General features: G+C 44.0%; 17 protein-coding genes. 1 reads left to right on the top strand and 16 read right to left on the bottom strand.

Annotated features, from left to right (window positions below; all coding sequences use genetic code 11):
- Positions 1-5: 5 nt before the first annotated feature.
- The 13 genes from MKY52_RS18475 to MKY52_RS18415 form a co-directional block, all read right to left on the bottom strand.
- Positions 6-185: a DUF2768 family protein gene (locus MKY52_RS18475; RefSeq protein ID WP_042129589.1), complete on the bottom strand. Its 180-nt coding sequence runs from the start codon at positions 183-185 to the stop codon at positions 6-8.
- Positions 186-380: 195 nt separating this feature from the next.
- The gene (locus MKY52_RS18470) at positions 381-656 is read right to left on the bottom strand and encodes a stage VI sporulation protein F (RefSeq protein WP_042190213.1); all 276 of its coding nucleotides are present in this window, start codon (positions 654-656) and stop codon (positions 381-383) included.
- Between the two features lie 66 nt (positions 657-722).
- Positions 723-1,763, bottom strand: a complete 1,041-nt coding sequence (locus tag MKY52_RS18465; RefSeq protein ID WP_042190215.1) for an NAD(P)H-dependent glycerol-3-phosphate dehydrogenase — start codon at positions 1,761-1,763, stop codon at positions 723-725.
- A complete protein-coding gene (gene plsY, locus MKY52_RS18460) occupies positions 1,756-2,373 on the bottom strand; it encodes a glycerol-3-phosphate 1-O-acyltransferase PlsY (protein WP_042129592.1) in 618 nt (205 codons plus the stop codon). Before plsY ends, MKY52_RS18465 begins: the two co-directional genes overlap by 8 nt.
- Before the next feature lie 12 nt (positions 2,374-2,385).
- On the bottom strand, positions 2,386-3,711 hold the full coding sequence (der, locus tag MKY52_RS18455; RefSeq protein ID WP_042190218.1) for a ribosome biogenesis GTPase Der: 1,326 nt from the start codon (positions 3,709-3,711) through the stop codon (positions 2,386-2,388).
- A gap of 169 nt (positions 3,712-3,880) precedes the next feature.
- On the bottom strand, positions 3,881-5,203 hold the full coding sequence (rpsA, locus tag MKY52_RS18450; RefSeq protein WP_256716304.1) for a 30S ribosomal protein S1: 1,323 nt from the start codon (positions 5,201-5,203) through the stop codon (positions 3,881-3,883).
- A 175-nt stretch (positions 5,204-5,378) separates the two neighbouring features.
- Positions 5,379-5,966, bottom strand: coding sequence for a lysophospholipid acyltransferase family protein (locus tag MKY52_RS18445; protein ID WP_042190219.1), 588 nt, complete (start codon positions 5,964-5,966; stop codon positions 5,379-5,381).
- Positions 5,963-6,673, bottom strand: coding sequence for a (d)CMP kinase (gene cmk, locus MKY52_RS18440; RefSeq protein WP_231573321.1), 711 nt, complete (start codon positions 6,671-6,673; stop codon positions 5,963-5,965). Before cmk ends, MKY52_RS18445 begins: the two co-directional genes overlap by 4 nt.
- Positions 6,674-6,880: 207 nt before the next feature.
- Positions 6,881-7,534: a flagellar brake protein gene (locus tag MKY52_RS18435; RefSeq protein ID WP_042190221.1), complete on the bottom strand. Its 654-nt coding sequence runs from the start codon at positions 7,532-7,534 to the stop codon at positions 6,881-6,883.
- A gap of 129 nt (positions 7,535-7,663) precedes the next feature.
- Complete coding sequence (ypeB, locus tag MKY52_RS18430) at positions 7,664-9,022, bottom strand: germination protein YpeB (protein ID WP_341052723.1); 1,359 nt, start codon at positions 9,020-9,022, stop codon at positions 7,664-7,666.
- A gap of 360 nt (positions 9,023-9,382) precedes the next feature.
- The gene (prsW, locus tag MKY52_RS18425; RefSeq protein WP_042129603.1) at positions 9,383-10,078 is read right to left on the bottom strand and encodes a glutamic-type intramembrane protease PrsW; all 696 of its coding nucleotides are present in this window, start codon (positions 10,076-10,078) and stop codon (positions 9,383-9,385) included.
- Positions 10,079-10,230: 152 nt separating this feature from the next.
- Positions 10,231-10,845: a genetic competence negative regulator gene (locus MKY52_RS18420; protein WP_042190227.1), complete on the bottom strand. Its 615-nt coding sequence runs from the start codon at positions 10,843-10,845 to the stop codon at positions 10,231-10,233.
- Positions 10,846-11,108: 263 nt separating this feature from the next.
- Positions 11,109-11,480: a hypothetical protein gene (locus MKY52_RS18415; protein ID WP_341052721.1), complete on the bottom strand. Its 372-nt coding sequence runs from the start codon at positions 11,478-11,480 to the stop codon at positions 11,109-11,111.
- A gap of 85 nt (positions 11,481-11,565) precedes the next feature.
- On the opposite strand from MKY52_RS18415, the gene MKY52_RS18410 reads away from it, so the two are divergent.
- On the top strand, positions 11,566-12,474 hold the full coding sequence (locus MKY52_RS18410) for a polysaccharide deacetylase family protein (RefSeq protein ID WP_445667127.1): 909 nt from the start codon (positions 11,566-11,568) through the stop codon (positions 12,472-12,474).
- Positions 12,475-12,571: 97 nt separating this feature from the next.
- Here MKY52_RS18410 and MKY52_RS18405 read toward each other — a convergent pair whose 3' ends face one another.
- The 3 genes from MKY52_RS18405 to MKY52_RS18395 are packed head-to-tail and all read right to left on the bottom strand — an operon-like array spanning position 12,572 to position 14,369.
- Complete coding sequence (locus MKY52_RS18405; protein WP_341052719.1) at positions 12,572-13,417, bottom strand: metallophosphoesterase; 846 nt, start codon at positions 13,415-13,417, stop codon at positions 12,572-12,574.
- Positions 13,411-13,779, bottom strand: coding sequence for a hypothetical protein (locus tag MKY52_RS18400; RefSeq protein WP_341052717.1), 369 nt, complete (start codon positions 13,777-13,779; stop codon positions 13,411-13,413). The genes MKY52_RS18405 and MKY52_RS18400 overlap by 7 nt, the downstream gene beginning before the upstream one ends.
- Positions 13,776-14,369 (bottom strand): CPBP family intramembrane glutamic endopeptidase, encoded by a 594-nt coding sequence (locus MKY52_RS18395; protein WP_339242740.1) that lies wholly within the window; start codon positions 14,367-14,369, stop codon positions 13,776-13,778. Before MKY52_RS18395 ends, MKY52_RS18400 begins: the two co-directional genes overlap by 4 nt.
- Between the last annotated feature and the right edge of the window lie 76 nt (positions 14,370-14,445).

Here is a 14,445-nt window from a genome sequence, read left to right as displayed (position 1 = left end):
ACTGCTTACATAATCGAAACAACTCCGCCCAATAGGCCAACTAACATGATGACAAACGCAAGGATAGACAGCAGTGCTTTAAGCAGTCCCTTTGTTTTACTCCGAGCAAAAGTTATTAGAAATACAGACAGTCCCATAATCAGCATTGCAATCAGGGACAACCACATTTTTGTCATCGGATCCAAGGTCAAAGCCCCCATTCGCCTGTAATATATTAGGGATTATTATATCATGACCTTATCCTATTCTGTAAAAAAACATCATTTTTTATATATTATTATTAAGATATTTTAGCCGAGAGAGTTTTACAATAAATAAAAAAAGAGCAAAAGATAACAGAATCTCATGGATTCTGAATCTTTTGCTCACCCAACCTAAAGCTATTTTTTAAGCATCATTTTCATTAAAGACTCCATTGTGCCGGAACCTGCGCCGCCTTTTTTGACGGCATTAATAATTTCCTGCACAGTAGCTTCACTGACCGGCACTTTCGCCATCGATGACACCTGCTTAATTAACTGGCGGAGCTGGGCTTCATTCTGCGTAGTTCCTGGTTTGACCGTACTGGCTAGCTTTTTGACGGCACTTTCCGTAATGTTCTTGCCCGCCTTTTTGTTAATGGCGTTCAATGCATCCTTGGAAAAATCTCTGCTCACTTTTCATCCCTCCTCCGTCAATCCCCAATACAACATATGAGAATTTGCGGAAAAAGGTGAACAGGATCAGGAATGCCACTGCTCCCAAGTTTCCTGAGATATTGCCTCAAGCTCAGGTTTACGATCACGGCCCATCAGAGCTTCAACAGCACTACGTGGACTTCTACCTTTAAAAAGGACATGATAAATTTGATCTGTAATGGGCATTTGGACCCCTAGCTTGATGGAAATGGCATAAGCTGCCTCCGTGGTACGAATACCTTCGACTACCATTCCCATCGACTCCAGCACCTCATCCAGTGGTTTCCCTTGCCCGAGCATAAAGCCAGCACGCCAGTTACGGCTGTGCTGGCTCGTAGCAGTCACTACAAGATCGCCAACACCTGCAAGCCCTGCAAAGGTCAAAGGATTCGCTCCAAGCTCGACGCCCACCCGAGAAATCTCGGCCAGTCCACGTGTCAGAAGCGCCGCCTTAGCATTATCCCCAAATCCTAGACCATCGGATAGACCTGCACCAAGTGCAATAATATTCTTTAGTGCGCCGGCAAGCTCTACTCCTACCTGATCACGGTTCGTATATACACGAAAATCATTGTTTATGAACAATTCCTGTGCTTCAGCAGTACGCTTATCATCAGGTGAAGCCACAACAACTGTAGTAGGACACAGGCGCACTACTTCCTCTGCATGACTCGGTCCGGAGAGAACGACAATCTGCCCTTCGTCACAGCCTAGTTCTTCAGCAATAACGATCGACATCCGTTTCTTGCTTTCAGTCTCAAAGCCCTTCGTAGCATGAACGCATAGCATTTCATCCTTCCAGAACGGCTTCAGACTGCGAGCAACCTGTCGCATACCTGAAGATGGGGCTACAATAACAACCGCTTTAGAACCGGAAACTGCGGTCTCCAGATCGGTGGTTGCAATGATGTTTGCGGGCAGAGAAATCCCCGGTAAATACTTATTATTGATATGAGAACCATTGATCTCGGCAGCTTGATCAGAGTTACGTGTCCACAGATAAACTTCCGAGTGATTCGCAGCCAGCACACTTGCCAGCGCAGTTCCCCAGCTCCCCGCTACTAGTACGGTTACTTTATCAGACAACACGATTCCCTCCTTTTACTTTTGAGCCTATCTTGTTCTCACGGCCCTCTACAATCTTAACAATGTTCGTCCGGTGCCGCCAGAAGGCAAAAACCGCAATGATAATACTGGTCCAGAGCACAGGCTGTGTAAATCCTGTCAACAATAGAAAGACCGGTGTCAGCGCGACAAAAATCAACGAGCCAAGTGACACGTAACGAGTGATAAAGATAGATCCTATGGCGATAACACCAGCGAGCAGTGCAGGCCATAAACACAGTGTGGCCATAACACCGATCGTAGTAGCGATGCCCTTTCCCCCACGGAAACGAAAGTAAAGCGGCCAGTTATGTCCGACAATGGCAGCGATTCCGCAAAGAGCAGCAACCCAGGTTCCCCAGCCGCCTACCCAAGTTCCTAACCAAACTGCGGCAACACCCTTCAGCACATCCAGCACTAGCACAGATATCGCAGGACCTTTTCCCAGTACACGCAGTGTATTGGTAGCCCCCGCATTGCCGCTCCCATATTGACGGATATCAATTCCCTTTAGTAGCTTGGCGAACAGCACACTAAAGCTGACAGAACCAAGCAAATAGCTTACAACGATAACCAGAAGTTCAAGCGCCACACTTCTTCTCCCCTAACCTTCGTTTTCGGATTTGCGCCGTGTAAAGAGACGGATTGGCGTTCCCTCGAAATTAAACGCCGCGCGGATTTTATTCTCCAAGTAACGTTCATAGGAGAAGTGCATCAGCGATGGGTCATTTACGAACACCACGATCGTCGGTGGCTTCACCGCAACCTGCGTTACGTAGTTAATACGTAAGCGACGGCCTTTGTCAGTTGGAGGAGGGTTAATCGCAATGGCATCCGATACAACATCGTTCACCAGATGCGTAGTAATGCGTAGTGCATGCTGTTGAGATACATGCTGCACCACTGGCAGCAGTTTTTGCAGGCGCTGTTTAGTTAAAGCCGACAAGAAGACAACCGGTGCGTAACTCATAAACAAGAAGTGGTCACGAATCTTAGACTCGAAGTTCTGCATAGTCTTGTCGTCTTTCTCAATGGCATCCCATTTGTTTACAACAAAAATAGATGCTTTACCAGCTTCATGTGCATAACCAGCGATATGCTTGTCCTGGTCGATGATGCCCTCTTCACCGTTAATTACAACGAGAACCACATCAGCCCGTTCAATCGCACGCATCGCACGCATAACACTGTATTTCTCAATGTTCTCATATACCTTGCCTTTTTTGCGCATACCTGCAGTATCGATAAGCACATAACGTTGTCCATCACGTTCAAAAGGCGTATCAATAGCATCGCGAGTAGTACCTGCAATATCACTAACGATAACGCGTTCTTCACCCAGAATTGCGTTAACCAAAGAGGATTTACCTACATTCGGACGGCCAATCAAAGCTACACGAATGACATCGTCATCATATTCATCATCTATTTTCTCTGGCAGACGTTCTACGACAGCGTCCAATAAGTCACCGAGTCCTGTACCATGACTACCGGAAATTCCGATTGGATCTCCAAAACCTAGGCTATAGAACTCATAAATATCATCTGCACGCTTCATATTATCCACTTTATTGATGGCAAGAACGATCGGTTTACCTGAACGGAACAGAATCTGAGCTACCTCTTCATCTGAATTCGTCACACCACTCTTCGCCTCACACATAAATACAATAACATCCGCTTCTTCAATCGCCAGCTCCGCTTGAACGCGGATTGATTTCAGAATCGTGTCATCTCCATCAATTTCAATACCTCCGGTATCAATCACACTGAACGACTTACCGTTCCAATCTGAAATACCATAAATCCGGTCACGTGTAATCCCCGGTTTATCTTCTACAATGGCCAATCTATCGCCAATCAGCCGATTAAAAATCGTCGATTTCCCGACGTTAGGCCTCCCAACGATTGCCACAACGGGTCTTGCCATATTCATTCCTCCTGTCATCCTTACGATACTCATCATAGCAAAAAACATTAAAATTGGCTAACACTCATGTTAGTTCCAATAAATCTTTCTGTCACTGGAAAAAGAGAATCGGCGAACCCCCGTATCGAGGGCTCGCCGATTACTTTACCCGTATATTCAAAAAGCAGGATTAGTTATTACCTTTGAATTTGTCCAACTTGTCTCCAAAACGTTCAGCAAGCGTGAAGCTAAGGCCTTCGTTGCTTAGAGAAACGTTAGGGTTATTCAATACTTCTTTAGGAGCTCTGTCTCTGCTGTTGCTGCGTTCAGGTCTAGCAGTAGGTGCTGGAGCTTCTTCAGTTTCTTTGATGCTCAGGCTAACACGTTTCTCGGATGGATTGAAGTCCAGTACTTTCACTTGTACTTCTTGTCCTTCTTTCAATACTTCGTGTGGAGTAGCAATGTGTTTGTGGGAGATTTGTGAAATGTGCACAAGACCTTCCACACCTGGAAGCAATTCAACGAATGCTCCGAAGTTCACAAGACGTTTTACAACGCCTGTTACAACATCACCGATGTTGATTTCGCCAGCAGCAGAGTCCCAAGGACCTGGAGCAGCAGCTTTAATGCTCAGGCTGATTTTTCCTTTTTCAGGATCAACCTTAAGTACTTTAACACGTACTTTATCACCTTCAGAAACTACATCAGAAGGCTTCTCTACGTGATTCCAAGCGATTTCGGATACGTGTACAAGACCGTCAACTCCGCCAACATCAACAAATGCGCCGAATTGGGTCAGACGTTGTACAGTACCTTCAATGATTTGACCTTCAGACAGTTCAGCCATAATTTTAAGCTTATTAGCTTCGAACTCTTCTTCAAGAACTTCTTTAGCGGACAGGATTACTTTGCTGTTCTCACGGTCAAGTTCTTTCACTTTAACGCGAAGGGTACGGCCTTTGTAATCGCTGAAATCTTCAACGAAGTGACGCTCAACCATGGAAGCTGGGATAAATCCACGTGCTCCAACATCAGCTACTAGACCGCCTTTAACAACGTCAGCCACAGTAACTTCGAAAGCTTCTTGGGAAGCAAAGTACTTCTCAAGATCTTCCCATGATTTTTCGCTATCAACAGCACGTTTGGAAAGAACAAGGCTTTCCTTGTTGTCGTTGATGCTAACAACTTTACATTCTACTTCCTGTCCAACTTCTACTGCTGCAGCAGCGTTGTCCAGTTGTACTGCGGACAATTCGCGAATCGGAATCACACCGTCGTATTTATATCCAATGCTTACATAAGCTTGGTTATCTTCAATTTTGACGATTGTTCCTTTCACGGTATCGCCTTTTTTCAGAGAAATGATTTCCAAGTCAGCTTGGTTAGTCACTTCTTCTTCGTTAACGGCAGCAACTTCTTCTACAGCTCCGTTATTTTCTGTCACAGCGGATTCCACCGCTTCTACGGTTTCATTGCTCTCCGTAGTTTCCTGATTTTTAATTTCTTCAGACATGTGATTAGCCTCCTCGATTCAAAACCCCATTTATTTAAACCTGCGTATAGCAGAGTTCAAAACAAGCATTGCTTGGTATTACAAATTACACTTAAAGATAGTATGTTCCAAAAAATAGCGACTATGCCGTTATTTAATCATAGCACAGGACGAAATTTGTGATTCCGTTTATCCCTTAACCAACAGTTGGTATACCCGACTTCTTCATCTCATTGATGCGTTCCATAATGACATCGGTAACAGCCTCGAGAGATTCACTTCCTGCACCGGCAAATTGACTGAGATCTATAGGAGCCCCATAGACTACAACCATCCGTCGAAAGGGTTTGTACTCACCGACAATAGCGGCTGGAACAACTGCAGCACCGCTTCGAAGTGCAAAGCTTGCAGCACCTTTCTTGGCAACTCCGGCGTCAGAGTTACGCGTACCCTCCGGGAAGATACCCATGACATTACCACCGCGAAGTGTGTTAAGGGCCGTTTTAATGGATTCTTTGCTTACACCACCACGTTTGACCGGAAAAGCACCCAATTTGTTAATGAGCCAGCCAAGCACAGGAACCTCAAAAAGTTCTGCCTTAGCCATATACTTTACTTGACGGTCTAACTTAATCCCGATAGTCATCGGATCCAGCAAACTAATATGGTTGGCACAGAGCAGCACCCCGCCCTCCTTTGGCACATTCTCTTCCCCCACAATCTTAAGCGGGAAAACAATTGCGTAAATCAAGCGAAGCAATCCTCGGCAAAATACATAAATCATAAATGATTTCTCTCCCCGTCAACATGAGATCTACAATGGGATACAATGGCTTCCACGACTTGATCGATATCCATAAAGGTCGTGTCGAGAAGAATCGCATCTTCCGCACGTCGCAGCGGTGAAATTTCCCGTCCTTCATCCAGACGATCCCGCTGTGCAATATCATGTTCAAGCTGCTGAAGCGTCACCGATTCCGCGTCTCTCAATTCCTTATAACGACGGAGAGCTCTTTCTTCCACACTTGCCGTCATAAAAATCTTTACTTCGGCATCGGGCAGCACGGTCGTACCGATATCGCGGCCATCCATTACAACGCCTTTGCGAAGCGCCATCTGACGCTGCAAATGACTCAGTCTGGACCTTACACCTTCGATCTTCGAATACTGCGACACAAGGCCGCTAACCTGAAGACTCCGAATATGCGGCGTTACGTCTTCCCCGTTAATCAGCACCTTCTGGATGTCTTTTTCCGGAATAAGCTCAATAACCATATCGTGAACTTTCTGGTTCACTTGATTCTGATCTTCCGGTTCTATGCCTTCTCGGATCATATACCAGGTGATTGCCCGGTACATTGCGCCTGTATCGACATAAATATAAGACAACTTCTGGGCTACCAATCGGGCTACAGTACTCTTACCTGCCCCGGCAGGTCCGTCGATGGCGACGTTAATTCTGTCGTAAGTATGTGTACCCTGCCTATCCAACGGGGCATTCCTCCTCAAACACTCTTTCATAAGAAAAGCATCTAGCGATGTCAAGTTCGTTCCTGCAATATCAAGGAGCACATACAAATGGATATGCTTGGTGATATTATCAAGAAAAAAGCAGGCATTGCCTGCGACTTATAAAATTATACCACAGTTTATACTTCAGTGCAAAATCAGAACACTTAATAGAGCTAAGAAAAATGCCTATCGGTTGCGGAAATCAAACTGTCGTTCAAAGCAGTAACGTATTATTTTCTGACGCTCATTATCCGTAATAGCCACAAATTTCAGCATGGCCAATTGGCGTCCGTTTTCAAGCTTTTTAATCCGAACCACTTCACCTTCAAAGTCCACATGCTCAATACTACCATTTCGATAAGGCACTAGAACCCAGCAGGATAATTTCGCTCCCACCTCGAGCTTCACTTGGTGATCCACCAAGAAAGACGTTCCTCCGCCGCCGATATCATCTGTACGTACAAGGAATCTTTTGCCAAAGCTATCCTTCACAGCTAATTCAAGATCTGCATTCACCCGAAAAAAGCTTCGTCTCTGAATTTTGAAAATCGAATCCGCCTCTGGTTTTTGTATCCGGACCATACGAATTACATCTTCTTTAAACCCGAGAACATGAGTATTAAAGTAATTTTTAATGCCACCCTCAGTAATAAAATAAACCGAAAGCTCGTCCCCCATAAAAAGTCGTTTCAGACGACCGTCACTCTCCTGCATAGGAATTTCAATCAGGAATGCGTCGTCCTCTGTCTCTGCAATTCTCGATCTATATTCAACTTCTGCTTCAGCAGCGTCACTGGAAGCAACCTGTATGTATAGATATTCATTAATTTTAGGATACAAAGATGTCACCGCCAAATCAGTATAGTTAACAATGATTATAGCATGGGAATATCACCCAATGAGATAAATATTATTTGAATTTCAAAAATAAAGAAGGGCCCATCCAAATAATGGATGTGCCCTGTTTTTTCACTTTTGTTCTCCCCCTGAAGAAGGCCTGATTTCTTCCACGGACTCTTCAATGCCGTCGTCCGCATTAAGATAAATACGATACTGAGTACCATTTACCTCTCCGCCAAATTCGTAAGTCAAGACTTCTACGGAGTCATCATTTTTAATCCAAGCCATGCGATGATAATTCTCATTGAAATCCGAATTCAGAAATTTCTTCGCTTCCGCCAGAGTCAGCTTTGGCTTTGGAATTTTACGATTGTCCTTATGCTCATTGACATATTCGCTAGCCTCAAATCCAACCGCTGTCCCAGTATCAAGTCCAATACGGATCGTCATTTTCTCAGGATAAATCAAGACATCATTTTGGCTCGTTACAAAGGTTAAATTCCCGATATTATCATAACGGTCAGCATTAACCGCAGTCATATGAGGATATCCTTTTTTCTTAAGAAACTGCTCCGCCTTGGTAACTGCTTCTTCCAGGGTCACCTTAGCAGGTCCTATCTCACGGTTATCGTAATAAGAGATCAGTAAACCACCATTTTTGGTGAAATCCATACTGATAATCTGCTTATTATTCGAACCACTGACTGTAGCCGTATAAGAAGGCCACTTTGTATTTTTGCCGTTTTCTTTAACGTCTACCTTAGCATTCGAGCCTGCATTAGCAAACTTAATGGCTTTACGTTTGATATCTTCAACTGAAACAGGGGTACCTCCAAGCATTTTTACAGAGCGTTTATCGTAAATGCTTGCAACTGAAGGACCCCAATCCAAGTCAGGGTAACCTTCGACACGTTTGTCCACCGACTTAAAGCCGTCAATAATCGAATTATCTTCTGCCTTATTCTCTGTAGCCAATGCGGTTTCAACATCCATCCAGCGCAAACGGCTACCAATCACTTTATTCTGAACATCTTGCAAATCTTTTGAGATTTCTCCAGAGCTCTTATACAATGCTTTTAAATTGCTCAATTCACCATCTGTCAAAGGCTTCTTAGCGAAATCACGAATCCCAGCTTTATAAGAAAAGTTTGAGATTTTGGACAGAAACTCCTCCGTTTTGCTAAATGGCAGTAATGTGAGTGGCAACTGATTAATTTCATTTTGCGCCTCACTGGTCATCCGCCATACATTAACAAGTCCTTTGCGGTGCATCCCGTTAGAAGCGGAGTTAACAGCTAGTGTGTTTCCCAGCTCTCCATGAAGACGCTCCACGTGGTAAGACAAATCATGAAAGGCACGCTGATATTGGTTCTCCGCCTTAATTAGGATCGCATTCTTCTCCTGATTCTCCTGATAACCCCACACGAGCGCTCCAATTAACAGCAGCGCAGTCAGCGGGAACATTACAGCACTTAATCTTTTGTACATAAGGCTACAAGACTCCTTTCGATAGCTTATTGGCGTTAGTTTGACAATAAACTAGGAGTCTTATGCACCCTTCTGTAACACATTATGACTAAAGTGTTTGAATAGAGGGGATTCACTCCAAATTTGCATAGCATAGCGCTTATGCTCTCTCTTCAATTTCAAAGCCACTGCTATTACTGCAAAGGCATTGCTTAAAGCCGGTTTGAATCACACCCTGCTCTTTTATCCCTCTTAATATGTAGGTCTCACCGCATTGTTTGCAAAGTATACGTACTTTTATACGCAAAAAAAGACACCTCTCTCCTCTCTGGAATCTCCCGCTAAGGAACAATCCTTTGAATATAAGTGTGTCCATCTCGATTATAGGTTAACCTCTTCTTCTCGTTTCAGAAAGCGGAAAGGGGACCGGCTATTTGCCCTATCCACTTTCCCCATCCCTCCGTACCATAGAATAGCCATCAGAGGAACAATAAACCATATCCAGTAGTTAGCTGTCGTACTCAAAATAAAGTCATAAATCCCATGCCACAACCATGGCAGCAAGATAGAGATTAACAGAATCCCTTTTGTTTTAGCTCCTTTTGAGAACTTGGCTCTCCCTAAATGATAGCCCATGATTACACCAAACATAGCGTGTCCAGAAACGGGAAGCAGTGCTCTCAGGAACATGGAACCGATTGATGCATTGCTATACCAAGCGTACATTATATTTTCTATTGTTGCGAAGCCGAGCGAAATCGCTACGGCGTATAGTATCCCATCATATGGCTCGTCAAATTCGGTGTGATTATAAATCATATGGTAAAGCACAAACCATTTTAGACATTCTTCCACGCCAGCGGATATGAGAAACGACTCCACATAAGGACCGCCATTCAGCCCCAGCATTAGTCCTCTCTGAATGATCATAACAGGGAATACAATCAGAAGGCCTAGCAGGAACACCTTAATAACGATATGAAGCGGTTCTTGATCATACTTATCTTTCAAATAAAAAAAGGTCAGCAGAGCAAGTCCCGGCGCTACTGCCGACGAAATAACCGATAACACGAGCACCGAATAACCTCCCTATATCCCTAGCGCCTTATTCTGCTGATTACAGCAAGGCAGATAACAGCTTTAATTCAAGAATGACTGACCGCCATACCATCAAGAACAAGAATAGGGCTAATCAGCTAAAATAATGCTTATCAGCCCTATCATGCTATTTAATCCTGACGCTTAAAATGAGTGCACAATAACTGGACTGCATTCTCCGGCATTACTGTCTTCCCGTATTCATCGAGGACAGCTTCAGTAACCGGTGAGGAATCTCCAAATTCAGCTAGTACGCCAACAAGACCTGACAACGCTGTTTCTTCAAATTCCTTAGGATCGAAGTACAGATACCATTTATTGTTATAAGAATACAGTTTCCCCTGGGAAGTAATATTACCAATGAGCACATGGGCCGCTTCAACAAGAACCTCGAAATCGCGGAATGCATATACAATGGAGTCGCTTTGTTCAAGAGTAACTTCCATTTCGTAAATCTCTTCTGGCAATTCTTCTTCCCCGGACGCACCGTACTGATGGTGATCATATTTTCCTCGGGTCACTATAACGACCATGCCTTGGGCGGGCAATGCGAAAACTTCTACGGCAAGCGGACCGGTAGCATCAAAACCTAGTTCACTATATGCTTGGTCCATCATCTCCGTAAACAGGTCATGAACCTTGGGAACTTCCTGCCACATGTCTTCCTTCTGGATGCCCCGCTCGCTCAGGTCGTCAAAAGTGAGGAAAATCCGTATCTTATCTTGACTTAATCGCTCTATTCTCATGACAGGATCCTCCTTTTGCAAGCTCATTTATTATAATGTATGATGAGTCCCGAGTAATGAGCCAAAAATGGTTACTATGTATGTATGTTATCATTTTGCAGAGATAAATGCACGAAAATAAATATATAAAATCCTCTTAAAGCATTGCCACTACTGAAGAGCTTATTCTAATTCATAAACCATTTTCAAGCCCTTGAATATAAAAAAGAATCATTCTGCGGAATATTTCATCCTCAAAATGATTCTGAAGGAGTCCTTTACGGTTACAATCCCGGTATGGCAGTATGCGTTTCTTTAAGAATTTGCTCCACTTCGCTCTTCACTTCAGGATTGTTGCGAATGAAATCCTTCAGTAATTTGAGATTGGATTCTTTTGATTTTGCCGGTGATTCCGTTTTATGCTCAGAGGTTCCGCTGTTCGAACCAGTACTTTGAGCATTGCTGCTTGAAGCAGCAGTGTTTCCAAATCCTGTCGTAGCCATACCAATTATTTTTTCTTTTGCTTTATCTGCTGCTCCACTCATGGAACCGCCCGATTGCCCCAGCGAAGACATTAGAGAATTCCGCTTTTTGGACATAATCATACTGGCTGCGACGCCCATCAGCACCCCACATAAAAATGACGAAGTATTCATATTTCCAGCCTCCTTGTATGGTAAAATCATGTTTAGTGTTCGCGGAAAGATTGCCGCTCATGCAACCTAATAAGAAGAAAGCGAGTTGAAAAAAGTGGGTAAAATGACATCAGTGCTCCTACTGGCTACCTTACTGCTGACAGCCTGTGGTAACAGCGGTGCGAATGGAAAGACAGCCGAGGATACAAACACCACAAACAATACGCCTACGGCGGTAGCTACACAGAGCGCAGAAACTACAGCGCCTTCCCCTGAAGTTACAGCCAGCCCTACCCCTGAAGCGACAGCAGATGGAGGAACTACAGGTAGTAATAATACAGCCAGTAAGGATGAAGCCTCCGCTGAAATTCCACTGCTGTACCATATGAACAAAAATTACGACATCGTCCCAAATGAGGAAACTACAAATAAAAAAGTCGTGTTGCTCACTTTTGATGACGGTCCCAAAGATGCGGAAATGATTAATCCGTTAATGGATGTTCTGGACAAACATCAGGCCAAAGCGATCTTCTTTGTGAATGGATACCGCGTTAAAGCGCATCCCGAGCTTCTAGAGTTAATTCATAACCGCGGAGGGATTATCGGCAACCATAGCTGGGATCATATTGTGTTGAAGGACAAGTCTTACACTGAGGTCAAAAAGCAAATCGAAGACGTTCAAAATGCGGTCAAGGAGATTATTGGTGAAGCCCCTCAGTTTTTCCGTCCCCCACATGGTGCTGGCGGAGATGTAGGGAAGAAGATTTCCGCTGAGAATGGGATGTTGTATATGACCTGGTCCAATGGATCACTGGACTGGGAAATGAAAGAGAAAGAAACCGAGAAAACAGATAAGTTAATCAAAAATGTGACGGATCAATTGCATTCCGGCAGTAATATTCTGATGCATGAGCTACCATGGACAGTTGAAGCGTTGGATAAACTGCTTACTACTCTTGAAGGCAAGGGCTATAGCTTTGTAGACCCTCGCAGTATTGAGCTTAAGATGCGCTAATTCCTAATTAGGATAAATAAAAACAGGTAATCCCCTTGATGGAAAGGAGATTACCTGTTTTTTTGTCCACCCGTTCAATCAGTACAAAGACAGCTTTCTAATGTTTCTCTTTACGGAGCGTTAGCACGTGCATCTCAGCAGGACTTCCCCAGCGGATCGGCAAGTGAGAGGTTCCAAACCCTCTGCTAATCAGCAGCTTCGCATCCCTTCCTGTCCCATCTCTTCTGGGCCATTGAAACATTCCTGCATCATATTTATGATAGAAATTTCCCACATGCCTTTGACCCAAAAAGGGAAGAATGACCTGCCCTCCATGCGTGTGGCCTGCTAATATCAGATCCGCTGGCACACTTTGACGTTTGGACAACCAGAGCGGATCGTGAACAAGAATGATACGACAAGTGTTATTTATTGAAGAAGCATGTGACGTTAATCCAGGTAATGGTTGATAAGAAGTGTTACCACCCTTTTTCGGAAAATCCACTCCCGTTAACCAAAGAGAAGCTCCCTCACGTTCAATACGCACATTCTCATCCATTAACAGCTTTGCACCACTGCCCCGGATAATCTGATCAATTAGTGAAATATCAGCTCGATAATCATGATTTCCATGTACTACATAGGTAGGAGCAATAGAAGTCACTAAAGTCATATTATCAGTCAGTCGATCCAGAGGACTGTTTTTTTCCGTTAGATCACCGCCTAATAAAACAGCACCCACCTTTCCCTTTAACGGAGTCAGCAGTGCTGTTGGAAGGCGGCGGCGATGGATATCAGTTATAAATAAGAGACGAAATCCATCAAACTCATCTGGGAGCGACTTCAAAATTATTTCCTCGGTAATAATTCTGTTTCTAAAGGCGTTACTCACCATAATCACTGCAATGATTAGCGCGATCAAAAGCACAACCACAACCAATCCCCAAATCCAAAAAATCACCATAAAGTACTCAAAGGCGGCGCCCCTTCAATTCCCCACCAGAGGAGCGCTACCAGCAATATTACAAAAATGAAAATCAGAGAGTTAACAAACATTTTACTAAGCCGAACCCGTTCTGATGAATACGTACTCGAACGTGATGGAACAGATTCTTCCTGCTCTTTGTTTCCAGCGTTAGATCCCTTCGCAGAAGCCGCAGGACGGCGCTCCTTCCTTGATAAAGTTGCCGTTGTTGTCCGGGAATGATTGCTCTTTCTAGGAGCCCCCTCCGATCGCGGATTCGTTTTTTTACTTTTGCCAGAAGTTTTGCCTTCGCCACTGCGCTTTTTCTGACGAGACTTCAACCGGCTCAATTCCTCACTCATGATTCCCTCCTGTAGCGGATCACCAGACCAGAGAAAAGGTCGATGAAGAAATGACATAGTATAGGTGCCCATAGGCTTCCTGATTGAATGTATATATATCCAAGACCATAGCTGCTTAAGAATACCCATCCGGTAGGTACAAAGTGGCGCAAATAGCGAACATGAATAAGAGCAAACAAAATACTCGTCCAATAAGGACCAATGGAATACTGAATGGCTCCTCTGAACAGAAGCTCTTCACAGATCGATACCATAGCTGCAATTACAACAATGTGCCATACGGGCCGATTTCGAAATAAAAGGTCGTTTATTCCCCCGTCATCCATGCTTTCTTCAGGTACAATATGAGTCAATAAATAATCAACTACCAGCATTACAGCAGCAAGTCCAAGACCCCATGCCACAAATTGTACGTTTTCTGGAAAAATTAATAGCTGAAAAGGATTTCTTTTCTGAAATAATATCCATATCAAACCGATAATTAATGTAAGCCCCTGAGTAATGTAGAGATTGAGGAGCAGAAGACGGTCTGTTAACTGACCTGGCTCTACTTTTTTTATCTTAATCTCGCCAAATTTGAATTTTTTCATCGTGACCTGCCTGTTCTTTAATTTTTTGGGGCAGCTCCGAAAGAGAAACCGTCCATAATGTTGCTATCAATACATA

It is taken from the genome of Paenibacillus sp. FSL P4-0184 (genome assembly GCF_038004625.1).
Lineage (GTDB): Bacteria > Bacillota > Bacilli > Paenibacillales > Paenibacillaceae > Paenibacillus_AQ.
The sequence above is the reverse complement of the archived record's forward strand: the minus strand, read 5'-3'. Positions and strand labels throughout refer to the sequence as shown.